Source organism: Cyclobacterium sp. 10D3-21 (genome assembly GCF_055809755.1).
The window spans coordinates 4,524,790-4,550,534 of the sequence record NZ_CM147924.1 but is presented as its reverse complement, the minus strand read 5'-3'; the positions used below and the strand labels follow the sequence as shown (position 1 = coordinate 4,550,534).

Here is a 25,745-nt window from a genome sequence, read left to right as displayed (position 1 = left end):
GTGTGGTTCTTTTTGAAGCAATCAAAAATAGCAACGAAGCAGCTAATTTTAAACTGGAATTTTCTCTATCTTCTCAGAAAGTGATTCCATTGGGTAATAAAAAGGACAACGTACATTACGGGGTCAAGCAGAAATTTTGTCATTAATTGATTTATGAAAGCATCTAATCAGATTGTTATTCTAGGAAATGGTATTTCAGGGGTTACTTGTGCAAGGCACATTAGAAAAGTAGACAGTCAAGTGAAAATTACCATTGTTTCTGGTGAAACGGATTATTTTTTCTCACGTACAGCCTTGATGTATATCTACATGGGCCATATGAAGTATGAACATACCAAACCTTATGAAGATGATTTTTGGAGTAAAAACCGAATTGAATTAAAATCTGGATGGGTTAAAAAGGTGGATTTTGACCTTAAGTCTTTGTTATTTGAAAATGGAGAAAAGCTTTCCTTTGATAGATTGGTTCTAGCTACTGGCTCCAAACCCAATAAATTTGGATGGCCAGGTCAGGATCTTTTGGGCGTCCAGGGATTGTACAGCATGCAAGATTTAAACAGCATGGAAAAACGTACAAATGTCATCTCTCGAGCTGTAATTGTAGGTGGTGGTTTGATAGGCGTTGAAATGGCTGAAATGTTCGCCACTCGAAAAATACCTGTTACTTTTTTAGTCAGAGGAAAATGCTTTTGGGACAATGTATTGCCTCCCGAAGAAGCGCAATTAGTCGCCAGGCATATTAAAGAACACCATATAGACCTAAGGTTAACTACCGAATTGTCAGAAATTTTGGATAATGGCAATGGAGAGGTAAAAGCTGTTAAAACCTCTACTGGAGAAATTATCCCTTGTGAATTCGTTGGCTTAACAGCTGGGGTCAGTCCTAATATAGATTTTTTGAAAAATTCAGGCTTAAAAACCAATAGAGGAATAGTCGTCAACAAGAAATTTCAAACCAATATTCCTGAAGTTTACGCCATAGGAGATTGTGTTGAATTTACCGAAGCCCCTGGGCCTGATAGGAAAAACATTGAACAAGTATGGTATACGGGAAGGATGCATGGGGAAACACTGGCCTACAACCTTACACATGACAGACGGGTAGATTACCAACCAGGGATTTGGTTTAACTCTGCTAAGTTTTTTGATATTGAGTACCAAACTTATGGGTTTTTACCAACTTCCTGGGGTGAGGATAAATGGTCGTTTTACTGGGAGAATGATACAGGGAAAATGGCTATAAGATTGCTGTTCGATGCAGAAGACCGCATTCTAGCCATCAATGTATTCGGTTGGAGGATGAGACACGAATTTTTTGATACCGCCATTAAGGAAGGATGGAGTGCCGATAGGGTTATGAAACAACTGGGAGAAGCCAGTTTTAATCCGGAATTTTATAAAAACCACCATATGGAAGTGGTCAATAAATACAACCTAGAAAAGGGCAGAGATGTGCAACTTGCAAAAAAATCAATTTTTCATAAATTATTTGGATCCAACTCATGAAAATGCTACAAAAAATAGGAGTGTTGCTTACCATATTAGGTTTGGTGATCTTCACGGTAATTCCTTTCCTGGGCAGTTACCAATTGGATGAAGAGACCACTATTGCAGCCACAAAAGACATTCATAGCGAAACCATGGTAGAAGTCCTTAAACCCATGTTTGGGAAACGGTATACTTCCAATTTTGCTTTTATTTCTTCATTTAAAGATTACTTTAATTCCTATAATGAGACCTTAAAGAGTAACCAGGAATGGGATAAGGTTATTTGGGATGATTATGCTTTTTCAATCACTAAAGCAGCATCAATAGGACCAGTAAATGAGCATCCTTTAATGTTCTTATCCTTATCCATTGGACTTACAATTTTGGGAGGTCTTTTATATATTTTGCCCTTGTACCGTGGAGTTCCGGAAGGGATAAAGAATAACGGTATATTCTTTTCGTCCATGATGGCCAGAGGATGGCTAGGCATGATTACAGGCTCTTACCTGATCCTTTTTTACATCCTACTTTACTGGTTTCCAGAATACCTTACAAATTTAGTTTTAATGGTGGATCCTATAAGTCAGTTTCTTTCAGGAGGGCCTGCCAGCCAATGGTTTTTATATGGCTTTATTTATTCATTTGCCATTTTGGTGATGGGTATCAGGATGTTCAGAAAATACAAAGGAAATAATTACCAATTGATTCGAACGACTTCAGTAATGTTTTTTCAATTGTCATTTGCCTTTATCTTACCTGAAATTTTGGTTTTATTCAATAAACCCTGGCATGATTTCAAAAACATATGGCCACTAGATTATTCTTTTTTCTACGAATACCGATTGGATGGAATGATCAATTCCGGTGCTCTGGGAATGTTTATGCTTATTTTTGGGATCCTTTTAATAGTAGTTGGCGTTCCATTGTTCACTTATTTATATGGCAAGAGATGGTATTGCAGCTGGGTGTGTGGCTGTGGTGGATTGGCAGAAACTTTGGGAGACCCTTACCGTCAATTGTCCGATAAATCTTTAAAATCCTGGCAAATAGAACGGTACCTTATTCATGGTGTTTTGGTTTTTGCCGTTGTAATGACTGCATTGACCATTACAAATTATTTTATGAGTTTTGAACTATTAGGCCAAGCCACTGACCAATTGCATTCCATTTATGGATTTGCCATCGGTTCCATTTTTGCGGGCGTGGTCGGAACTGGTTTTTATCCTTTCATGGGGAACCGAGTATGGTGTAGATTTGGTTGTCCTTTAGCAGCCTATCTTGGATTGGTGCAAAGATTTAAATCCAGGTTTAGGATTACCACCAATGGAGGTCAATGCATTTCATGTGGCAACTGCTCCACTTATTGTGAAATGGGAATTGATGTTAGGTGGTATGCCCAAAGAGGCCAAAACATTGTCCGTTCTTCTTGCGTAGGTTGTGGGGTCTGTTCTGCAGTTTGCCCACGAGGAGTTTTGAAGTTGGAAAACGGTAAAGAAGAAGGGAGGATTAATGATATGCCGATTATTATAGGCAATGATTCAGTTAAAGCAAAAATTTAGAAATGTTGATAAATTTGTTTTTGGGGATATATGGCCTTGCCATGTGTTTTATATTATTTTACAGTTTTGCGCAAGCAAATTTATTATGGCATTTTTTTAGATTTAAAGACATTAAAATGCCCTTGGCTACCATTGAAAACAAATCACTTCCCTTTGTGACGATTCAGTTGCCTGTTTTCAATGAAAAATATGTGGTGGAAAGACTTATTCATGCCATTGCCAAAATGCAATACCCCATGAACAAGCTTGAGATTCAACTGTTGGATGATAGTACGGATGAAACTTCAGACATTATTAAAGAATGTTTGAAAAGGTATCCCGAGGTTGACTTCAAGTACATTCACAGGATAGATAGAGCTGGATTTAAAGCCGGAGCATTGAAAGAAGGACTGGAGGTTGCGAAGGGGGAGCTTATAGCCATTTTTGATGCTGATTTTGTCCCAGATCCTCAATTCTTATTAAAAACAGTTGCCCATTTTGAAGATGAAAAAGTTGGGATGGTTCAATCCAGATGGGGGCATCTTAATGAGGATTACTCACTTTTTACCCGCCTTCAGGCTTTTGCTTTAGATGCCCATTTTATGGTAGAGCAAATGGGAAGAAATGCACAGAAAGCCTTTATAAACTTTAATGGAACAGGTGGCATTTGGAGAAAGTCCTGTATCCTAGACGCGGGTAACTGGCAAGCAGACACACTTACAGAGGATCTTGACCTCAGCTACAGGGCACAGCAAAAAGGCTGGGAATTTGTATACAGACCAGATGTGGTTTCTCCAGCTGAGTTGCCACCGGTGATGTCAGCCATAAAATCCCAACAATTTCGCTGGACAAAGGGTGGTGCCGAATGTGCGAAGAAGCATTTAGGCCACGTATTAATGGGCACTTTTCCAATGAAAGTGAAATTACATGCGGTAGCCCATTTATTGAATTCAATGATTTTCATAGCGATACTATTGGTAAGCTTGTCAAGTATTCCAGTTTGGTGGGGTTTTTATAAAGGCATGATGCCATTGGAATATTTTAAACTTGCCGCTTTTTTCCTCTTTGGTTTTGTGATCATTGCATCCGTTTACTTTTTTGCCAATCTCAACCTAAAGAATTTTACCATTAGAAGTTTCTTTAGATTTCTATGGGAGCTTCCTGTTTTCCTAGCTGTTTCAATGGGACTTTCCGTCCACAATGCACAAGCGGTTTGGGAGGGTTTGACGGGAAAAAAATCTCCTTTTGTTCGTACCCCCAAATATAACTTAACAGGAAAAGGAGAAAATTGGGTAGGCAATACCTACAATCAATTAAAGATACCACCTACGGCTTATTTTGAAGCTGTTTTAGCTTTGGTGTTTATCGCAATGGTTATCTTCTCGCTTTTAACAGCTACCTATGAAATGCTAGTTTTTCACAGTATGCTGGCAGTGGGATTTACCTTGGTAAGCATCACCTCCTTTAGAAGTTATTTAGCAAGCGCCAGATAACATTATTTGAAATAAAACAGTTTGTTAAAGAAGTCTCAAAATAGATTTTTAGATTTAATTTATGTTGATAGATGTAATTATTCCAGCTTTTAATGAAGCCAATGCTATTGGTAAAGTAATTGCTGATATCCCTGATTTTGTAAGAAACATCATCGTGGTAAACAACAATTCCAAGGATGACACTAAAAAGGTCGGGCTGGAGGCTGGAGCTATAGTCCTGGATGAACCTCAAAAAGGTTATGGAAAAGCTTGCCTTAAAGGTTTGTCTTATTTGGAGCAGATGGATTCTCCTCCCGAGCTGGTCGTTTTTCTGGATGCCGATTACAGTGACTTTCCTGAAGAAATGGAAAAACTCATTCAACCTATTTTAAATGATGACATGGATATGGTCATTGGGTCAAGAGCCAAAGGCAATAGGGAAAACGGGTCAATGACCTTGCCTCAGGTTTTCGGTAACTGGTTGGCAACAAAATTAATGTGTAAGTTATTTGATGCGGAATTTTCCGATTTAGGGCCATTTCGTGCCATTCGCTGGGAGAAATTGAAAGCCATAAACATGCAGGATGAAGATTATGGATGGACCATAGAGATGCAAATAAAAGCTGTAAAAAGTGGTCTTTCTTACACTGAGGTGCCCGTAAATTATAGAAAAAGGATTGGTGTATCTAAAGTTAGTGGAACAGTAAAAGGCGTTTTTGGTGCTGGTTATAAAATTCTTTACACCATATGGAAGTATAGATAATAGCTATAAATTCCTCTTAAAATACAGATGCCAATTTCGGTTATTTTCCTTAAATTAAACCAGGATTATGCAATAGGGATTTCCAACTTCATCTGGTGGTGATTTCATTACCTAACAGATTGTCTTTTGCCTATTTTGGGTTAAACATTAAATTAAAGGTTATGAGAGGTTTAATAGGTTTGTTTGTAGTATTGCTAGGGTTTTCTTGTAATAGTAGGTCACAAAGGGAAAATGTTGATTTTAAAGAATGGGGGGATTATTGGTTTCAAGGCCAGGCAGAAATCAATAGCTATAACCTTACCCAGTACCGTTATGGAGAAGCCAGAGAAGGTGAAGCAGTACTTATTTTTGTAACCGAGGACTTTTCAAGAAAAAAGCATGTGAAGCTGGATGACCCTGATGCTGCAGGAAGGGATAAAATTTCGGTGCTCAAAATGAATCAAACAAGGGAATTTGTTACGGGTATTTACCCCTACCACATGATGCTTTCGGCTTTCACGCCTATTAAAGAGGCTTCCCAGGGATTGAAATTCACTTCCTCCTCTCAGGAATGGTGTGGACAGTCCTTTACCCAACTTAACTTGAAAAGCGGGGATAGCTACAGCGGGGAATTGTTTTCTTATTTTGAAGATGAGGGTGAAACGTCCTTTTCGCTAAATGGCATTGCTGAAGATGACCTTTGGAATCTGATTAGAATAAACCCAAATCAGGTCCCTATTGGTAGTGTAATGATGTGGCCTTCACTCATTCATCAACGTTTTACCCACAGGGATTTTATCGCTGAAGAAGTCTTTATTAGAGCTGTTGATATTAGTGAAAACAGAAGCCAGCTTGAAGTGACCTATAGTTCCGGAAACCGCGTATTGCGCATCAATTATGAAAAAGAGTTTCCTTACCAAATATTGGGATGGGAAGAAGAATTCACGAATAAAAATGGTAAAAAAGAGGTGACCAAGGCGGAGCGAAAAGGCACGAAAGTCATTGACTACTGGAATAGAAAAGCATTGGAAGATGAATTTCTTCGCAATGAGTTGAAACTTAATAACTAAGCACAGATTTTTGAAAACCTATTTCTCTCTTTTATTATATTCCTTGGCAATAGTGGGAATGGGGTATTTTTTACCTCGTACTGCATTTATTCCGCAATTGACTTTGTTTTCGCTAAGCTTTGGTGTGTATCTGTTTTTGGTTCACTCGGCTAAAAAACACAAGTATTCTTTTGGTTTTATTTTCCTAAGTGCACTCGTATTAAGGTTACTATTGATAGGGGCCTGGCCGGTGCTTTCGGATGACTTTTATAGGTATTTTTTTGATGGGCAATTAATTGGCAATGGAATTAACCCCTACGCCGCCTTACCAGGAGAATTGCTAGCAAATGGCGCAATTCCGAAAAATGTTTACTGGGAAACATTGCTGAATAAAATGAATTCACCCAATTACTTTTCAGTTTACCCACCATTACACCAATTGTTTTTTTGGATCTCCACTTGGGTTGGGGAGAATGTTTTCCTCAACATCGTTTCTTTAAGAAGTATATTGCTGATTTTTGAAATGATCAATTTGTGGTTGATAAAAGAAATATTAACCAGTTTAAAACTACCCAGATACCGATTGGCTTGGTTCGCGTTTAATCCACTTGTAATTATGGAGGTAACGGGCAACCTTCATTTTGAAGGGATGGTATTGACGGGACTTTTAATGGCGCTGTTTTATTATAGCCGTAAAAATGAAAAAATGACAGCCTTAGGATGGAGCCTGGCGATAGGTCTTAAATTAAGTCCACTGCTTACAACCCCAGTCTGGTTAAAGGCCTGGAAGAAACCTGATTTCATAAAATTTGCATTAATTACTAGCGGATCGCTATTGGTTTTGTTTGCCCCGCTGTTAATTGGCGGGCATTTGAACAATTTCTATACCAGTTTCCGTCTTTACCAAAGCACTTTTGAGTTTAACGCCTCCATATATTATGGAATAAGATGGCTTTCAGGTTTTTTTATAGATTACAATCCCATAGGTACACTTGGACCAAGCCTCAATTTTTTAGCAGCAGTCTTGCTATTGGCGATTGGTTTGATTAAAAAGAACACAAGTACTTCCGATTTAGCCACCAAAATGGTTTGGATGTATCTGGTCTTTTTACTGGTTCAGACCACTGTTCACCCTTGGTACTTGATTCCTGCCCTGGGCATCAGTCTATTTACTGCCAACTACCTATTTATTGTTTGGAGTGGTTTGGTTTTCTTGTCGTATCATGCTTATATGGAACATACCTATAATGAAAACTTATGGCTGGTTTTTATTGAGTATTCCTTATTACTGATCTTTGGTCTGCTTATTGGATATCGCTATTTTAAGAACCGACCAAACCATTATTCATCAGTTGGGTAGCCAATTTAGGTCGATATTTTATCAGCATTGTTGCTGGAAAAGTTAAGTAAAATACTATTGGTAAAACAATACAATTAAGCGCCCTCTATATGCTCTTTGAGTTCAGATTCCTCGTCTATTTTCTTTAACAATTCCACCACGTTGTTGACTTTTAATTTTTTCATAATATTAAATCGGTGGGTTTCTATTGTCCGAATACTTTTTCCTAATTTTTCGGCTATTTCCTTATTACCTATACCACTTGCGATCAATTTAAGGATTTGTTTTTCACGTTTGGTAACATCATAGTGATTGACAGCTGTGGCTTTTTTGCTGTATTTTCTATCTTTTACATTTAAATAGTTATTCACCAGTACCTGGCTGATATCACCGCTAAAATATTTCCCTCCATGATGGATGGTTTTGATGGCTTTTATAAATTCTTCCTTGCTGGTGTCCTTTAGTAAATAGCCTGAAGCACCACATTCGATAGATTGTAAAATATAATCTTCATCATCGTGCATTGATAGAATTAAGATTTTTATGGAGTTATCGGTATTTTTCAGTTCTTTTGTAGCGTCCAATCCATTCATTTCTGGCATACGGATATCAATTATCAGCATATCAGGTTTTAGATTTTCAACGACACTTATTGCCTCTTTCCCGTTCGAGGCTTCTCCTACTACTTCTATATCCCCCTCATTTTCTAAAAGGTTTTTGATGCCACTACGCACCACTACATGATCATCTGCTAATACAACTTTTATTTTTTCCATTGCCGAAATATAAAATATTTAATCCAAAGGTACATTAATGCTAATGCTTGTCCCTTTACCTTTCTCCGAATGAATTTCACATTCGCCATTGATGAAGTTTGCTCTTTCACGAATATTGAAAATTCCATGTCCTGAAGTAGAAAAATGTCCTTTCTCTTCAAGCTTTTTTATGTCAAACCCTTTCCCATTGTCGCTGATTTCCAGATTCAGGAATTGTGAATTATGGGAGAGGGTTATTCTTACCTCTTTTGCTTCAGAGTATTTGATAGCATTGTTCACTGCCTCCTGGCATATCCGATAAATATTATTTTCTATTTTTCCTTCTAACCGCGTTAGGAAACCAGTTTTATTTTCAAATATTACAGTAAGATTAGAGATTTTAGTGATTTCCTTGGCAAACTTGTTAAGTACAGGCACAATGCCATAATCAGAAAGCACACTAGGGGTGAGGTTAAAAGAAATTCTCCTTACTTCTTTAATTACATTTTTAAGTATATCTTTAACCGTATTGAGTTTCTCCTTTTCAAAGTCCAAATTTACAGAATGTATGGCTTCCAGGTTAAACTTCATTGCCGATAGCATTTGACCAATGCCATCGTGCATGTCTCTTGAAATCCGCTTACGTTCCTCCTCCTGTCCTTCAAGTATCAAAGCGGAACGGAATTGTTGTTCCTTCACCTTCTGTTCAATTTTTTCTTTATTGATTTCACGCGAAATGGTCTCTGCCTCTTTTTTCTCCGTTTTGTCAGTACATACCATGAGTACGCTGTCAGGTTTACCCTTTTCATTTTGAGTTGGGATGAGGTTTACCTTAAGCCAAACAAAATCGCCTACCTCGTTGACTACCTTGATTTCCCCATTCCATGGATGGCCAGTCAGGATCATCGTTTTTATTTTTTTTAGGTAATCCGCTCCATATCCTTGTTGCTGAACCCAATCAAAGAAATTTTTGGGTCGATCATCTTCAAACTCCATCAACGAAATGAATTTGTCAGAAAAATCAATAAAATCTCCGTCTACTTCACATTTGGCATATACAGTGCAATCATCTACGGCTACATCTACTTCCAAAAGATCCTGATAGGCCTGTTCCAGAGAACTGTACAAAGAACCCAATTCAAGGGTCATTTTCTTTGACTTCTGTTGAGACCTTTCCTGTATTTCGAAAGTTTTTCGTATGGTTTTGGCCGAAGGAATGAAAACAAATAATATTTCAAATAAGATAACTCCCAGCGAAAGTGTTAAGAATAAAGCTTCAATGTTCTTTAGATTCATTACCCTTGTCTTGGCTTCATCATCGTACTGAAATACGATCAAATCCATTCCTTTTAGGAAATTGGCTTCATGCGCTATCACAATTTCAGCCCCTTTAATAATCCTTTCTTTGGGCGTATTGATATCTTTTTGGAACAATCTAATAATGTCCTCCGTGGTGCTTACAATGATCTCAAAGTCTTGTTTGATTGTATTATATAGCGCAGCGACTTTTTTGCTGTTTTGAGCATTCTCTCCAATTGAATTGTCCCCAAATTGCAGTGCTTGATGGACGTCTTTCCATTCTTCCAATGCCCCCTCAAGTTCTTTCAGGGTTTTTGTGTTTTTTGTAGGGTTGGAAGTGTTCGCCAATAATAATACACATTTACTTATCTTTTGGCTGAGCATGCGCTGTCTGCCCGATAGGTTAATCACCCGGGAGTCATTTTCCTGTTCACTGATAAATTTTTGAATCAGAATTTGACTAACAATGATACTTAGTGCAATAGCACATAGTGCTACAAGGTAATACTTACCAAGTTTATTGAATTTTGGTTTTCTGGACAATTCTTGATTTTCCATTGCGGGTATTGCTGGTTAAAAATACGTAAAACCACTTAGAATTCCCATCTGCTGGAAGAGAAAGAAAAAATGGTAAATAGGATACATTTTTCAAATCCTGTTTACCATTTATAAGAGCTTGTTTAATAGGTAGTTTAATCCTCGAAGCCAATGTAAACATATCCGTCCTCAACCTTGATAGGGTAGGTGGCGATATCGCAATTGTCTCCATTAAGGTTTTTTCCAGATTTAAGCGAAAAAGTTTTCTTATGGAAAGGACAAGCTACTTTGGGTTCTCCTTCTTCAGAGCCAATCATGCCGCGTGAAAGGGCCATTTGCATTTTGTGAGGGCAAAGGTTCTGACAAGCATACCATTCGTTTCTTCGGGTAAAATTATAAATGGCAATTTGAAGGCCTTTGTATTTTACACAAGCCCCTCCATTTTCTGGTAGAGCAGATACGGGTGCAGCCTTGAACCAAGTTGTAATTTTTGAATGGTCTGCTGTTTTATACATTTCCTGAAGTGGTGTCATTTTTGTCAATTTAGTAATGAAAGAAATTGTAGGTAATGAATTTAAAATTACTACCAGGTAGCAGGTATTTTTTGATTGCGTAATTCTTTGAATTCCACAGAAGGATCACCTTGATCATCATTGATAAAATGTTTGAATTTTGCCCTTAATTCTGGGTTATTGACTACTTCTTTCCACTCACAGGAATAGGTTTGTATCAGAAAACCCATCTCCTTTTCCAATTCTTCTCCGATCTCAAGGGAATCATTGACAACTACCTCGCGAAGATAATCTATGCCTCCTTCTAATTTGTTAAGCCAAGTTGAGGTTCTGGTTAAAGGATCTGCTGTTCGGATATAAAACATAAGGTATCGGTCTATATATTTTAAACAAGTGGCACTATCAACATCATTGATAAGTAATTTAGCGTGTTGCGGTTTTGTACCACCATTACCTCCTACATAAAGGTTCCATCCTTTTTCAGTGGCGATGAGACCAAAGTCTTTGCTTTGTGCCTCAGCACATTCTCGTATGCAACCAGAAACTGCCCCTTTCAATTTATGAGGGGAGCGCAAACCACGGTACCTTTCTTCTACCTGGATAGCAAAGGAAACAGCGTCCTGCACACCGTAACGACACCAGGTTGACCCAACACAGCTTTTTACTGTTCTAAGAGATTTTCCATAGGCATGGCCACTCTCAAAACCTTCAAGAATCAGTTCTTCCCAAATGTCAGGTAGCTTGTCTATCCTTGCTCCAAACATGTCTATTCTTTGGCCTCCTGTAATTTTAGTATAGAGGTCATATTTTTTAGCGACCTGTGCGATCACAATTAATTTCTCGGGACTGATTTCTCCTCCTGGAATTCGCGGAACGACTGAATAGGTTCCGCCTTTTTGAATATTGGCTAAATACCGGTCGTTAGAGTCTTGAATGGTGTCTTGCTTGGTGATAAGCTCATTCCAGGTACTGGCAAGAATGGAGGCTACGGCTGGCTTACATGTCTCACATCCATCTCCATTGCCAAATTGGTTTAATAGTTCATCGTATGTTTTGATGCTTTTTATTTTCACCAAATCCAATAGTTCTTGCCTGGAATAATTGAAATGTTCGCAAAGATTGTTTTTGACATGTTTCCCCATTGCCTTTAGTTGGCTTTTTAACAAGTCATTGACCATAGGCAAACATCCACCACAACCTGTTCCTGCCTTGGTGCAGGATTTTATTTCCTCCATTTTGGTTACCCCATCCTGGTCAATAACCTTACATATTGCCCCTTTGCTTACATTCTCACAGGAACAGATTTGGGCTTCCGGTGGAAGATCGCCAACTCCTGCACCAAGGGATTCCTTGCCACCTCTTGCACCCAGAATCAGGTCTTCAGGATCAGGGGGCAAGGGCATTTTGTTTTGAGTTAGCTGCAAAAGCATCCCGTAAGAAGAGGCATCGCCTACCAATATACCTCCCAATAGCCGTTTGCCATCTTTTGAGATGTTTATCCTTTTGTACTCACCAGAGTTTTTATTTTGGTAGACAATTGGTGTTGAAGGTTCAAGAGTCCCAAAGGCATCTCCAAAACTGGCGACATCTACACCAATAAGCTTTAGTTTGGTAGACATGTCAAAACCGAGGAATGGCCTGACTTCTTTTCCAGTAAGTTGGTTTACCACTTGGGTGGCCATTTCATAGCCTGGCGCTACAAGTCCATAAACCATTTCCTGGTAAGAGGCTACTTCACCTATGGCATAAATATCTTTGTCTTCTACAGTCTGAAGGAATTCATTTACTACTACTCCTCCCCGGGGAGCAAAAGAAAGGCCACATGTTTTTGCCAATTCGTCTCGGGGCTTAATCCCTGCCGAAATGACCAACATGTCCACAGGTAAATCAGACCCATCTTTAAAATCCAATCCACTGAGTTTTCCATTTCCTTTAATCTGCTGGGTATTTTTACTGAGGTGAATATAAATACCCAAGTCTTCCAGCTTGGATTTAAGAATAGAAGAACCCGCTTCATCCAATTGCCTGGGCATCAACCTTGGTGCAAATTCTACAACATGGGTTTCCAGTCCCATGTCCCGTACAGCTTTTGCTGCCTCAAGTCCCAGAAGTCCCCCGCCAATTACTGCTGCTGATTTGATGTTTTTACCAAAGTCCATAATTGCATCAAGATCTTCTAAGGTCCTGTATACAAAAACACCTTTCTTTTCAACACCTTCTATATTAGGGACAAATGCAGCTGAACCAGTTGCCAGAACCAACTTGTCGTAAGGCAATACTGTACCAGTATGGCTGGTTACCGTTTTTTGCTCTCGGTTAATTGCTACAACGAGTTCATTTCTGCGTAGCTCAATGTTGTTCTCTTCATACCAGGAAAGTGGTGCCAGTATCAAGTCGTCAGCGGCAGATCCGGTAAAATAATCACTTAAATGAACCCTATCGTAAGCAGGCCAGGGTTCTTCCCCAAAAACAGTGATTTCAAAGTCACTTGCAGGAGAGGCTTCTCTGAGTTTTTCGCAAAACTTGTAACCTACCATTCCGTTTCCGATTACTACTATCTTTGTCATACTTATTTTATTATGGTTGGATAAATGCCTTTCTAAGTAGCCTGATTAAATTTTACCGCTTAATTAGATCGCTAAGTTAAAAGTTAATTTTTAAATTACGTATAAATACGTAAAAAAATACTTAAATTTGTTTTTGAAAATAAGTAATAAGACTTAATGAAAAATTTAGAAGCTAGATTGTCCATAGTAGGAGCAGGGCCAGGTGACCCTGAATTGATCACCCTAAAAGCCATTAAAGCACTGGAAAGTGCTGACATTGTATTGTACGATGCCTTGGCAAATGAGGAATTGTTAGCTTATGCTCCATCAACTTCCTTAAAGATTTTTGTAGGTAAGAGGGTTGGTTACCATTGCGTCCGTCAGGAGGAGATCAATGAGATGATTGTTAATTGGGCCAATAGCTACGGGCATGTTGTGCGGCTCAAAGGTGGGGATCCCTACGTATTCGGCCGTGGTCATGAGGAACTGGAATATGCTGAAAAGCATGGTATACCGACTACCTATATTCCTGGGATAAGTAGTGCCATGGCTGTGCCTGGTTTATGTGGTGTTCCCCTTACAAAAAGAGGAGTAAATGAAAGTTTTTGGGTAGTGACAGGTACATTAAAGGACCATAGTACAGCCAAAGATTTGTTTTTTGCTGCCCAATCTTCTGCTACGGTGGTTATTCTGATGGGGGTAAATAAGCTTAGGGAGATTGTAAGTATATTTACAGAGTACCGGGGAGTAGAAGAGCCAATTTGTATCATACAAAATGGAAGCAAAGAAAATGAACGTTTCATTTCTGGAGATTTAAATAGTATCCTTTCCTTGCAAGAAAAAGCTGGTTTGGCTTCTCCTGCCGTAATTGTCATTGGTAAGGTGGTAAAGGAAAAGCGAATGAAAGAATTTCTGCAACAGGAATGTCTATTGGATATTGAGGGGAAGGTTTCAGTAATTTAACCTCAATTCTATGAAATCGTTAAGTAACGTTATGGTCCTAACTGGCTTCGCGATTTGGTCAGTATTCTTGCAAAAAAAACAACTATACCGCCAAAATCGTGTCTAATATAATTCTCGAATCCACGGGTTAAAACGTATGGCTACTGATAATGTCCATTTTCTGGTAAGAGTATGATGCTTATTTCCTATTCTGGGTTTAGTTAGCTTATAATTCCTTTTTAGAATAAAGCATCAACTTTCAATCAACTTGAAAGCTGATTTCGGGCTGTCACAAATGGGGCAGGAGTAGCTTTCCGGAAGTTTTATAAAAGAAGTAAATGGCTCTATATTGGATTCAGGATCTCCGTATTTTTCATCAAATATGGAAAGACAACTTGTACACTGGTATTTTTTATGGTTCTTCTTAACCTCTGTAGCTTTAGCATCTTGGTGTTCGGGTGTTTTGTGCATTTCCAGTTGATCATAGTATTTGTAACTTAATTCTATTAGCAAGGGTGGAAGTGTTTCTAAAGGTACTTTTTTGACAAAATAATAATACTCAGAAAGGTTGGGGTTGAAATTTTTTGAATAAAGAATGTTAAAAGTATCAGGATCATTTTCTTTGTCCTTTTCTGCTTTCTCTATGCCCACGGTAGTGAATAGAGCCATAGGCTTGGTTTTGACAGAGAAGCTTAGACCGTAGGTACTTATGTCTTGCTTATCCAGCGCCCGTACAAGGTAATTTTTTAATTCAAGTGCCTCTTCATCCAGCACAGGTAGGTGCCAATTAAGTTCAATTGAACTGTGTCTGATGTTTATTCCATATTTTCCAAGTAGTTTCTCCCAACTTAGCCGGTCCTTTTCAGCTATACCCTTGACAATTATGGATTTCCATGGACTTAAACATATTTTCCCGATGTTGGTCTTTATACAAAGTTGGCAGAGTGCTATTAAAAAGTTGATTGAAAATTTATTGTTTCGCCAATAAAGTCCCAGCCAATATTTTCCTCCAACAATGCGGTTCATTCCTTCATAATAAGGGGTTGTACCTTCAGGATAATCCAGCTCCTGCTCGACTTTCTGGGTGTTGGGTGACACTGTCTCTTCTGCTTTTTGGTAAATTTCATGGTATTTTAAATGGCCTTTCAGTGGGTTTAATTCCTCTATCTCTTTTGCCATTTTTGCCAGATCATAGCCGTAAATGAGGTCTGGAGCACACCAGGGTTTCGTATCAACTGCTGAAAACCTTAAATACAAATACCAATAGTTTTCGACGGAAGATGCCACGAAATTAATGTTGCCTGTAAAAAGGGGTACCAGACTCTGAACTGGGTCAGTGATATTGATTTTTAATTTTGGCCTGTAATCAAAGGTGTCTAAAACATAATGGTACGTATGAGAAGCCAGCCAGTGAGTGGTAGGCATTACATCTATGGCAGGGTAGGAGGATACAATATTTTGAAATTCTTCTCCATCAGTATCGTATGGGGTATCGATTGTGTTAAAAGTGCTGTCAAGGGATTTCAGGTTTTTGATTTTTAATGGAAACAGCACATCCTGGCGAGAACCAAGGTGAATATGATTGGTACCAAGTGAATTGACCGTTTGAATCATTTTTAGAAAATCTCCGGGAGAAATAATTCCACCTTTGACAAATACCCTTACTAAATCTTCTTTTTGCATCTTGTTTTATTATTTTTTACCGTAATGGATGTAAAATATTGATCCAAACAAACGCTCGCCATTTTTTTAACCTTCCCAATAAGTAAATTTATTGGGTTTTATTTATTTACCAAGGCAATGACTCATTCTTCAGAAATACCGATTAGCCAAATGTGCCTGTATTGTCATTGCCTAAATCTCAATAGTTGAAAGCAATGCTTCATCTAGAATTTCCTTGACTTCTGGTTTGCAACTTCCACATCCTAACCCTGCTCCAGTTTGTTGGCAAAGCGCCCTAAATTCCTGGCACCCTGCCTGGATGGCTTTGGTGATGTTTCCTTTTCCTACCTGACCACAAGAACAGACCACTTCTCCAATCATCTCTTCTTTTGAAGTTTTACCTCTTAGGAGTTCTTGACGTTTGGTTGACAATTCGGTCTTCTCTTCAATTAAATTTTTAAATTCTGCAAACTCAGACTTGTCTCCCATCAGTATTGCACCTACCAACCGATCCTTAAATACGATACATTTTTTATAATAAGTTTGAGCTGTATCTATCAAAAGAATTTCTTCATAGCCTTCTGCATGGGCAGGTATTTCTGGTGTTCCAATAGAGCACAAGTCAAGATCTGCAAATTTTAATATATTCATAGGTACACTACCCTTATAGCTGCTAAGCAAATCTCCTGTGATAAATCTTGAAGCGGTATCGGCCTGCAATTCAGCAGCAGCTGTGATCCCATTGAGTTTTCCTTTGTGTTCAGCAATTTCACCCATAGCGAAAATATCCGGATCGCTAGTCTGAAGGTAATCGTTAACTTTAATTCCTCTTCCACAGGCCAATCCCGCTGATTTACCCAATTCAATATTAGGCCTTGTCCCAATTGCATAAACCACCGCATTGCAGTCAATGCTTTGCCCACTTTTAAGACTTGCGGTAATGTTTTTGGTATCCCTATGGGACTCTAGAAGAGACAACTGATTATTCATAAATAGTTGTACGCCCATTTCTTCAAGTCTCTCTCTCAGCAGTGAACTTGCCAAAGGATCCAATTGTCTCTCCATTAATCGGGATCCTAATTGGACGATGGTTACTTTCATATTTATTTCCCGGAGCGCCGCCGCCAGTTCCAGGCCAAGTAAACCGCCTCCTGCTATCAAAACATGTCCCTTATAGTCCAGGTATTCTTTTAAATCATCAGCGTTTTCTCGGTTTCGCATGGTAAATACCCCAGGTAGGTGCATGGGAGCATCTCCCGGGATAAAGGCCCTGCTACCAGTAGCCAGGATTAAGGTTCCATAATGATGCACTTTCCCTTTTTCGTCTGTAACCGTTTTATTTGAACGGTCTATTGATTCAATCCCGTTTTCAACAAATAGCCTGATATTCAGCTTGTCCATTGCTTCTGGTGATTTGAATTTCAATAGATCTTCCCAGTTCTTATGTGCGTTTACATAATCCGGAAGTAATACCCGATTGTAAAAAGGATGCTTTTCCTTAGAAAAAACGTGGATTTCATCTTCCTGATTGAATTCTCGATAGGAATTAATAAAGCGATAAGCAGCAGCACCTGCACCTACAATTACAATTTTTTGCTTTGGTTTTTTATATAGACCAACTTGAACGACTGAATATTTAAAATCAGGTTGTTTGGAAACCGGATCGATTGCGTTGCCTGTTAGGTTATTGGCTCGGGCGAAATCGTTTCCTAATATTTTACCCCAATGCATGGGAATAAAAACCATTCCCTTTTTTATTTTATCAGTGACCTGTGCATGAATCCTTACTTCTCCCCGGATTCCGGAAACCAGCACCGTGCTGCCTTGTTTTATTCCTCTTTCCAAAGCATCGTCTGGGTGAATCTCCACAAATGGAGTTGGAATGTGGGTGTTGAGTTTATTGACTTTGCCAGTACGCGTCATGGTGTGCCATTGGTCCCTAACTCTTCCTGTGGTCAGTACAAGCGGGAAATCCGGTGAAGTTCTCTCAAAATCATTTTTTAAACCTGATACCAATATTTGGGCGCGTCCATTTGGAGTATAAAATTTATGGTCCGTAAATAGTCGTTTTGTGCCTCCTTGAGCCTTATTGAGAAAGGGCCACTGTACAGAACCATGACTTTTTAAATAGTCATAATCTAAGCCGGAAATATCGATGTTGGTATTTTTGGTCAATTGGCAATATTCTGAATAAACCTCAGCCATATTGTTGAAGTCAAAACCTGGAAAATTCATCCTTTTGGCAAAGCGAATTAAAATTTCCGCGTCAGGTAGTGCCTCCCCTGGGGCCTCTTTAAATTGACTTAAGTGACTGATTCTTCTTTCAGAATTGGTCATTGTACCTTCTTTTTCTCCCCAACCGGCAGCAGGCAGCACCAGATCGGCATAGGGAATGGTTTCAGTTTTGTTGGAGATGTCCTGCACCACTACAAACCTGGCTTTTTTTAGGGCGGCCTCTATTTTTCTGGCATCAGGCATACTTACCAAGGGGTTGGTGCAAATGATCCATATTGCTTTGATGGTCCCTTCTTCGATTCCTTCAAATATTTGAGTAGCGGTTTTTCCTGGTGTGGCCGAAATTTCATCAACGCCCCAAAAGTTGGCAACTTCTTCCCGGTGTTTTGGGTTGTTTAAGTTACGGTGACAAGCAAGCAATGTAGCCATACCCCCCACTTCCCGGCCACCCATGGCATTGGGCTGTCCTGTCAAGCTGAAAGGGCCTGATCCTGGCTTTCCTATATTCCCGGTGATTAAATTGAGGTCTATTAAGGCCAGATTTTTATTGACCCCATCGGCGCTTTGGTTAAGCCCCATTGTCCAAAGGGATAAAAATCCTTTGGCATTGCCAATATAAGATGCTGCAGTTTTTATGTCCTTCTCTGGGATGCCACATATATCTGCTGCGTCTGTCAGAGAGGTTTTCATCACCTTTTCCTTATAAGCATCAAACCCGTCAGTATGTTTTTGGATGAATTCCAGATCGATATCTCCCTGCTCGATTATGTACCTGCCCATAGCAAGAAATAGGACTTCATCGGTACCAGGATGAAGTTGTAGGTGGAGATCGGCAATGGAGCAACTTTGAGTGGCACGCGGATCTGCTACAATGATTTTTACATTAGGATTTTCTTCTTTGTGTTTTTCTATCCTCCTCCAAAGAATAGGATGGCACCAGGCTGGGTTCGCACCAGCCACAAAAAAACAGTCTGCCAGCTCTATGTCATCATAAGAGACCGGAACACTGTCTTCTCCCAGGGTTTTAATATAACCCATTACAGCAGAACTCATGCAAAGCCGGGAGTTGGTGTCAATATTATTGGTTTTAAGAAAGCCTTTGGTTAGCTTATTTACCAGGTAGTATTCTTCAGTCAAGCATTGTCCTGAGACGTAAAAAGCTACTGAGTCAGGTCCGTGTTTTTCTATTATAGAGGAGAAAACAGCACTTGCTCTATCCATGGCAGTATCCCAATCAACCCTTTCCAGAGGATGAGATTTTCCCCATCGCATTTGGGGATGAAGAAGCCTGTCCGACTTGTCTTCTACCACGTAATGTAAATTCATGCCTTTGGAGCAGAGCATTCCCTTGTTGACAGGATGATCAGGATCACCCTTGAGGGAAATCCCACCTTTTTTATCCTTACTGACAACAATTCCACATCCTACGCCACAGTATGAACATGTACTTTTATAACTTTTTTCTTCTACTGCTGACATAGTTAATAGTGGTTTGGTGATAATTTAGATTCGGAATAATTAAAAGTCATTTTATTAGGCGATTATATTATTTCAAATCCAAGGCTCGGGTTTAACCCGGATTATGTAATAGGATTCGTAATGAGTGTTGTAATCGCAAGAAAATCAGGCTATTTGGAGACTGAGTCATAGCATTGCTATGGTGAAGTCGAAAATAGCAACGAAGTGGCTGATTTTGAAGCGATTTCAGCACGTAATAGATTTTCTATTGCATATTTCGGGTTTAACTGTTTACCATTTCAGGTTGCAGTGCAGCTTTTTGTAGCAGAGATTTCTCTAAATCTTCCCGAGCCACTTTTTCATCTACTTTGGAGAACCTGATTAAAAGAGAACAGGCACTGACGGCAGTTACCGTAATCCCCATGATGGAAAGCGATTCACTGTAGCTTAAGCCTTCCATTTTGAACAGAAAACCAGCCATTACGGCTCCTACATTGCCACCCGCACCAACGATTCCTGAAACCATTCCGATGGATTTTTTATTGACAAAGGGAACCACAGAAAAGGTTGCCCCCTCTGCCATTTGAACGAAAAGACTAAATACTACCATGGAACCAATTGCCAAAGGCAAAATGGTCATCTGTGAAAATATTACAAGGGCAATGCCTTCAACCAGCAAGACAATTCCCAAAAAGGCTACTCTTCCTCTAAGTCCCCATTTGATGCCTGCTTTGTCTCCAAAAAAGCCACCCAAAGATCTTGCGAATAAATTCATCAAACCGAACAGTCCGGCTATCAATCCAGCCTTTTTCAAGTCAAGATCAAAGAAGTCATGGTAATATATTGCAGCGATATTGTTGATGGTAAGCTCAATACCGAAACAGGCACCGTAAATAAGGAATAAAGCCCAAACTCTTTTGTCTGAAATAGCCTCTTTTAAGGCGCCTTTTTGATTGGCCTTTTTATTGATTTTAAAATCTGGATCATTTTTCCTTAGGTCCTTTATGTTTCCTTCTGGAAAATCTGTCGTCCAGTTGTAATAAGCAAAGGCAGTAAGAATCATTGCAAACCCAGGCACCATCATGGCATATCTCCAGGCGCTGGCTTCCATAAATCCCAATGAAACAAAAACCCCAAAAATGACAGGCATTACAATTTGTGTAACACCCCCACCCATATTTCCCCAGCCAGCTGAAGTAGCGTTAGCTGTCCCTACCACATTGGGGGCAAACATAACAGAGGTGTGGTATTGGGTGATCACAAAAGAGGCACCTATGACACCTATGGCCAATCTAAAAAGCAAAAAGCTTTCATAACTATTGCTGAGGCCAATTAAAATCACCGGAATGGCCCCAATTGCCAGTAGGTAGGTGTAGGTTATTCGTGGACCAATACGATCTACCAGCCAGCCGATAAATAACCTGGCCAACACTGTTATGGATACTGAGGCAATAATAATGTTGCCTATTTGGGATTTGGTTAAATTCAATTCATCCCTTACAATAGCCATCAAAGGAGCAATTCCAAACCAGCCGAAAAAACATAGGAAAAATGCAAACCATGAAAGGTGGAATGCACGCATCTGAGGTGATTTAAAATCTAAAAGATTGATGGTTGTCGCTTTATTGAATTGTGGTTTCATAAGTGTATTTTTTATAGGATCAATAAAATTATGATAGTGTAATAATGGATCATTTACCAGGGTTGAAGTTTTCCTGAATATTGGTGTAAACATTTGCCCCTGCTAAGTGGAAGGTTAATGTCATTGCTTTCGGAAACCTTCCTTGTTGCGCTTTTCTTCTATTTTTTGATTGTCTTGGAAATGGGAGGCCTTCAAATAATATTTCATCCAAATAATTTAGTTAATTTTACGTATTAATACTGAAACATTTTAGTGTTGACAATTTGCTTGTTTGGGGTTACTGGAATGGTTTATTTTCGAATTCTTTTGCAGCCATTTTAACTCTTACAATCAATTAATTATAGTTAAGGCTTGATTCTACCAATGGCTAAGTTTTGTAAGCCTTCTTATTAGCACTTGACTTAAGGAAACGCTAAGATATATTATGTTTTTTAAAATTAAGTAAAAATACGTAAAAAAATACGTAAAAAATTAAAAACACGTAGAATTAAAAAAGGGTCATATTAGACAAGAGCGGCTTTCTGTCAAATGGACACTCAAAACCTAAGCATTGATCTAAATGTAGTAGGGAGAGAATTGAAACCAATAAACTGGAATAGCGTAAGGGAAGACTTTTCCGTTTTTAGTACTTTATCTAAACCCAATCACCTGTCTTTTGGTCTATTTCCAGTCTTCCCTGAGAAGATGGGATTGTGATTTATGTTGAATTATTTGGCATTTCTTACCGTTCTTGTTTCAGAAATCGAATTAAAAACACCATTAATTCCATTCTTCAATTGTTTCTAAAAAAGGGAATCGTTATGATTATTGCAGGTAAAAACTTAATATTAAGATTAATTACAGGAAGTGAAAAATTGAGAATTGTCACCATGAAAAAAATATTGTGTTATCTCTTTTTGGCGGTGTTAATGGTAGCATGTAGTGAACCCGATGAATCAGGAAAAATCATCAATCAGTCGATTGAAGCCCATGGGGGGGAACTTTTCAAAGCTGCCCAAATAAGTTTTACATTCAGAGACAGGCAATACGAAATATTCAAATCACCGAATTCATTCAGGTACTCCCGCTCCTTTGTAGAAGGTGCTCACATTGTAGTGGATGTCTTAAATGAGAAAGGTTTCTCACGAACAATAGATGGGGTGATAGTAAACCTTTCTGAAAAAAACAGTCTCGCTTATACCAATTCAGTAAATTCTGTAGCGTATTTCACCTTTTTGCCCTACGGATTGAATGATGAAGCTGTCATAAAGGAATATTTAGGGGAGGAGGAAATTGAAGGAAATAATTACCATTTGGTAAAAGTAACTTTCAAAGAAAATGGAGGTGGTGAGGATTTTCAGGATGAGTTTTTGTATTGGATTCATCAGGAAACTCACCTTGTTGATTATCTCGCTTATTCCTATCATACCGATGGTGGAGGGTTAAGGTTTAGGAAGGCCATTCATTCCCACGAAGTTTCGGGTCTAATATTGCAGGATTACGAAAATTATAAACCAGAAGATGAGTCCATTTCGGTGGAAGAGCTTTCCGGATTATTTAAAAATGGAGAACTGGAGCTTTTGTCTGAAATTCTATTAGAAGATATCAACGTTCAATTTGTTAAATGATTTATTTCAAGTATTAAAGAATGGATAATAAAAGAGCGTTGGTAATATCTGGAGGGGGAAGCAAAGGTGCCTTTGGAGGTGGAATTGCTGAATACTTAATCAGAGAGTGTAATTTTGACTATGACATATTCGTAGGGACATCCACTGGTAGCTTACTAGTGCCTTTGCTTTCAATTAACGAAATTGAGAAAATAAGGGCGATATATACCTCGGTGACACAGGATGCCATTTTTAGTACCAATCCCTTTATTATTTATAAGGATGGTGGTGTGTACAAAACCCGAATCAATCACTTTGGGACGATAAAAATGTTTTTAAAGGGTAAAAAGACATTTGGAGAGAGCAAAAATCTTTTTAAGCTGATAAAAAAAATCATTACACCTGCCGACTTTGAAAGGATGCAAAACAACAAAGCGGAAGTTTATGTAACAGTATCTAATTTGAGTACCAATACCGTAGAGTACAAAAGGTTAAAAGATTGCTCTTATATAGATTTTTGTGAATGGATTTGGGCTTCTTCCAATATTGTCCCATTTATGAGTTTGTTAGAGAAGGATGGTTGTGAGTATGCAGATGGAGGCTTTGCAGATTTGGTGCCGATTTCGGAAGCCATTTATCGCGGTGCAACTGAGATAGATGTAATCGTTTTAAAAGCCAGGGCAGGTAGGGAACTTAAAAGACCTGTGCGAAATGCCTTGGAGTTGACCACCAGGGCATTTGATTTTATGCTTGATCAGATCAGCAGTGATGATATCAAGATAGGAGAGCTTTTGAGTCATAAACGAGAGGTGAAATTAAACTTTTACTATCCTCCTGCAGCACTCACAGAAAATTCACTTATTTTTGATCCCTACCAAATGAAGAAGTGGTGGCGCCAGGGAAAGAATTTTGCCAGAGAGCAAAATCCTGTTTGCAAATGCATAAAAGTAGGACAAGAAGAGTAAACCTTTTATAATATGATATTGCTATCTAAAATTTTATCCGTTTTTGTGATCGGAATTCTCTTGTTTAACTTGAATTTGAACCCAAAACCCAAGTTATTTGTAATTGGGGACAGTATTTCTATCCAATACGGCCCTTATCTGGAAAAATACCTTAAAGGTATTTATGAGTACGATAGAAAGAGAGATGAGGGAGCTGATTCTGGGAATTTGGATGTGCCTCAAGGTGCCAATGGAGGAGATTCTGGTATGGTTTTGGCGTATTTGAAGACAAAACTTAAATCTCCGGATTTTCAACCCGATATCCTGTTAATCAATTGTGGATTACATGACATCAAAACCAATGTGCAAACCGGGAAAAAGCAGGTAGCGTTAGCAACCTATAAAGAAAATTTGGAACAAATTCATGCCCTACTGAAAAATAAGAGCATTCCAATGATTTGGGTAAGAACCACTCCTGTAGACGATGAACAGCACAATTCCAAACAGCAATCCTTTCACAGGTATGCTGCCGATTTGGCCAAATATAACGAGGTTGCTGACAAGGTATTTGGGGACCGAGGTGTTCCCATAATAGATTTACATCAGTTTACCTTGAACTTAGGAGGTGATCTCTATACTGATCATGTGCACTTCGGTGAGGACACCAGGGCAAAGCAGGCTGCTTTTATTGGCGGATTCATACAAGGAATGGCTTTTAAGATACCTAATAATTAAGACTAATTCGTAGGTAGATTAACCTTTGGAGTGCTTATTTTAGCCCATATTTAAATAGGAAGCGCACTTAAAATTACGTGTTTCCCTAGTGTTACGAAGATAAAACGCAAACCCTTGACAACCACTTTGCAGTAATAAAATGTATTTTTCAATAAGAAATGACAATACTTTTAAAACTACTCAGTGGACTGAATAGCATATATTATTTCAACAATAAATTAATTTTAGTTATTATGGAAAATTATAAGTTGCCCCACACTGATTTTGAAATTTCAAGATTGATTTTTGGTTGTTGGGCCGTAGTTGGAGGTTTTAATTGGGGACATCAGGATAAAAAGGACTCATTGGACGCCATGCGCGAAGCATTTAACAATGGGATTACTACCTTTGATACTGCTGAAGCCTATGGAAATGGCGCATCTGAAAATCTTTTGGCAGAGGCTTTGGGGGACAAAAGATCTGAGATGATTATCGCTTCAAAGGTAGGTCCTCAGGATTTTCTTCCTGAGAATGTGATCAAGGCCTGCGAAAGAGGATTAAAAAATCTTAAAACAGATTATATAGACCTGTACCAACTTCATTGGCCCAATCCTGAGATTCCTTTAGAGGATACCTTGGGTGCACTTCAAAAGTTAAAAGACGATGGTAAAATAAGGGCTTATGGCGTTTCAAATTTTGGAAACAAAAACCTGGATATTTGCAAGCAGTCAGATTTTACCATCAGTAGTAATCAGATGGCTTATAACTTGATTTTTAGAGCGATAGAATTCAGTATTCTCCCTCAGTGTATAGAAGATAATGTACCGGTTTTGTGTTATTCTCCGATAATGCAAGGCTTGTTAACAGGGAAGTTTGATTCTGCCGAGCAGGTGCCTGACGACAGGGCTAGGACCCGACATTTCAACAAAAGCCGTTCTCAATCCAGACATCAGGAAGAAGGTTGTGAAGTGTTGACATTTCAAACCATTGCAAAAATAAAAAAGTTTGCTGAAGAGTCGAATATTGCCATGGGCAATTTGAGTCTTGCCTGGCTTCTGGCACAGAAAGGCGTTGCTGCTCCTATTGTTGGTGGTAGAAATGCAGATCAAGTCAGAAAAAACTTAAAGACCATGGATGTTAAGCTTACTGCTGACATGGTAAATCACTTGAATGAGATTACTTTACCTTTAAAAGAAAAACTAGGTGGTAATGCTGACCTTTGGCAAACAGGTGGACGTGTGATCTAATTTTCCGGCACACAATTTAATTGATAATTTTACTGGTC

General features: G+C 38.8%; 18 protein-coding genes. 11 read left to right on the top strand and 7 right to left on the bottom strand.

Translation table 11 applies throughout. The features are described from left to right. Positions 1-153 precede the first annotated feature (153 nt). The 6 genes from AC0L7T_RS17615 (at position 154) to AC0L7T_RS17590 (ending at position 7,649) form a co-directional block, all read left to right on the top strand. Positions 154-1,506, top strand: a complete 1,353-nt coding sequence (locus tag AC0L7T_RS17615) for an NAD(P)/FAD-dependent oxidoreductase (protein ID WP_473337055.1) — start codon at positions 154-156, stop codon at positions 1,504-1,506. Then, positions 1,503-3,047, top strand: a complete 1,545-nt coding sequence (locus AC0L7T_RS17610; RefSeq protein WP_473337053.1) for a 4Fe-4S binding protein — start codon at positions 1,503-1,505, stop codon at positions 3,045-3,047. The genes AC0L7T_RS17615 and AC0L7T_RS17610 overlap by 4 nt, the downstream gene beginning before the upstream one ends. Before the next feature lie 2 nt (positions 3,048-3,049). Then, positions 3,050-4,519, top strand: coding sequence for a cellulose synthase family protein (locus tag AC0L7T_RS17605; RefSeq protein WP_473337051.1), 1,470 nt, complete (start codon positions 3,050-3,052; stop codon positions 4,517-4,519). 61 nt (positions 4,520-4,580) lie between these two features. Beyond that, positions 4,581-5,261 (top strand): glycosyltransferase family 2 protein, encoded by a 681-nt coding sequence (locus AC0L7T_RS17600; RefSeq protein ID WP_473337049.1) that lies wholly within the window; start codon positions 4,581-4,583, stop codon positions 5,259-5,261. A 161-nt stretch (positions 5,262-5,422) separates the two neighbouring features. Further along, a complete protein-coding gene (locus AC0L7T_RS17595) occupies positions 5,423-6,310 on the top strand; it encodes a hypothetical protein (protein ID WP_473337047.1) in 888 nt (295 codons plus the stop codon). A 10-nt stretch (positions 6,311-6,320) separates the two neighbouring features. Next, the gene (locus AC0L7T_RS17590) at positions 6,321-7,649 is read left to right on the top strand and encodes an MptA/MptB family glycosyltransferase (RefSeq protein ID WP_473337046.1); all 1,329 of its coding nucleotides are present in this window, start codon (positions 6,321-6,323) and stop codon (positions 7,647-7,649) included. Positions 7,650-7,723: 74 nt separating this feature from the next. Here the strand turns inward: AC0L7T_RS17590 and AC0L7T_RS17585 are convergent, their stop codons facing one another. The 4 genes from AC0L7T_RS17585 to nirB all read right to left on the bottom strand — a co-directional run bounded on the left by AC0L7T_RS17585 (position 7,724) and on the right by nirB (position 13,298). Beyond that, on the bottom strand, positions 7,724-8,404 hold the full coding sequence (locus AC0L7T_RS17585) for a response regulator transcription factor (protein ID WP_473337045.1): 681 nt from the start codon (positions 8,402-8,404) through the stop codon (positions 7,724-7,726). 18 nt (positions 8,405-8,422) lie between these two features. Next, positions 8,423-10,240, bottom strand: coding sequence for a sensor histidine kinase (locus tag AC0L7T_RS17580; RefSeq protein WP_473337044.1), 1,818 nt, complete (start codon positions 10,238-10,240; stop codon positions 8,423-8,425). A 134-nt stretch (positions 10,241-10,374) separates the two neighbouring features. Then, a complete protein-coding gene (nirD, locus tag AC0L7T_RS17575; protein WP_473337042.1) occupies positions 10,375-10,752 on the bottom strand; it encodes a nitrite reductase small subunit NirD in 378 nt (125 codons plus the stop codon). A gap of 50 nt (positions 10,753-10,802) precedes the next feature. Beyond that, a complete protein-coding gene (nirB, locus tag AC0L7T_RS17570) occupies positions 10,803-13,298 on the bottom strand; it encodes a nitrite reductase large subunit NirB (RefSeq protein WP_473337041.1) in 2,496 nt (831 codons plus the stop codon). A gap of 156 nt (positions 13,299-13,454) precedes the next feature. On the opposite strand from nirB, the gene cobA reads away from it, so the two are divergent. Next, positions 13,455-14,240 carry a uroporphyrinogen-III C-methyltransferase gene (gene cobA, locus AC0L7T_RS17565; RefSeq protein ID WP_473337039.1) on the top strand — a complete coding sequence of 262 codons (786 nt, stop codon included), beginning with the start codon at positions 13,455-13,457 and terminating at the stop codon, positions 14,238-14,240. Positions 14,241-14,471: 231 nt separating this feature from the next. Here cobA and AC0L7T_RS17560 read toward each other — a convergent pair whose 3' ends face one another. The 3 genes from AC0L7T_RS17560 to AC0L7T_RS17550 form a co-directional block, all read right to left on the bottom strand. Then, a complete protein-coding gene (locus tag AC0L7T_RS17560; protein ID WP_473337038.1) occupies positions 14,472-15,902 on the bottom strand; it encodes a rubredoxin in 1,431 nt (476 codons plus the stop codon). 171 nt (positions 15,903-16,073) lie between these two features. Further along, a complete protein-coding gene (locus AC0L7T_RS17555) occupies positions 16,074-19,595 on the bottom strand; it encodes a molybdopterin-dependent oxidoreductase (protein ID WP_473337036.1) in 3,522 nt (1,173 codons plus the stop codon). Between the two features lie 262 nt (positions 19,596-19,857). Beyond that, positions 19,858-21,216, bottom strand: a complete 1,359-nt coding sequence (locus AC0L7T_RS17550) for a NarK family nitrate/nitrite MFS transporter (protein ID WP_473337035.1) — start codon at positions 21,214-21,216, stop codon at positions 19,858-19,860. An 869-nt stretch (positions 21,217-22,085) separates the two neighbouring features. Between AC0L7T_RS17550 and AC0L7T_RS17545 the strand changes: the two genes are divergently transcribed. The 4 genes from AC0L7T_RS17545 to AC0L7T_RS17530 all read left to right on the top strand — a co-directional run bounded on the left by AC0L7T_RS17545 (position 22,086) and on the right by AC0L7T_RS17530 (position 25,707). After that, positions 22,086-22,823 carry a DUF6503 family protein gene (locus AC0L7T_RS17545; RefSeq protein ID WP_473343379.1) on the top strand — a complete coding sequence of 246 codons (738 nt, stop codon included), beginning with the start codon at positions 22,086-22,088 and terminating at the stop codon, positions 22,821-22,823. Positions 22,824-22,843: 20 nt separating this feature from the next. Continuing rightward, positions 22,844-23,767 (top strand): patatin-like phospholipase family protein, encoded by a 924-nt coding sequence (locus AC0L7T_RS17540; protein ID WP_473337034.1) that lies wholly within the window; start codon positions 22,844-22,846, stop codon positions 23,765-23,767. Positions 23,768-23,779: 12 nt separating this feature from the next. Further along, on the top strand, positions 23,780-24,481 hold the full coding sequence (locus AC0L7T_RS17535; protein ID WP_473337032.1) for an SGNH/GDSL hydrolase family protein: 702 nt from the start codon (positions 23,780-23,782) through the stop codon (positions 24,479-24,481). A 233-nt stretch (positions 24,482-24,714) separates the two neighbouring features. Further along, entirely contained in the window at positions 24,715-25,707 is a 993-nt protein-coding gene (locus AC0L7T_RS17530; RefSeq protein WP_473337031.1) for an aldo/keto reductase, read from the top strand. Positions 25,708-25,745: the final 38 nt, after the last annotated feature.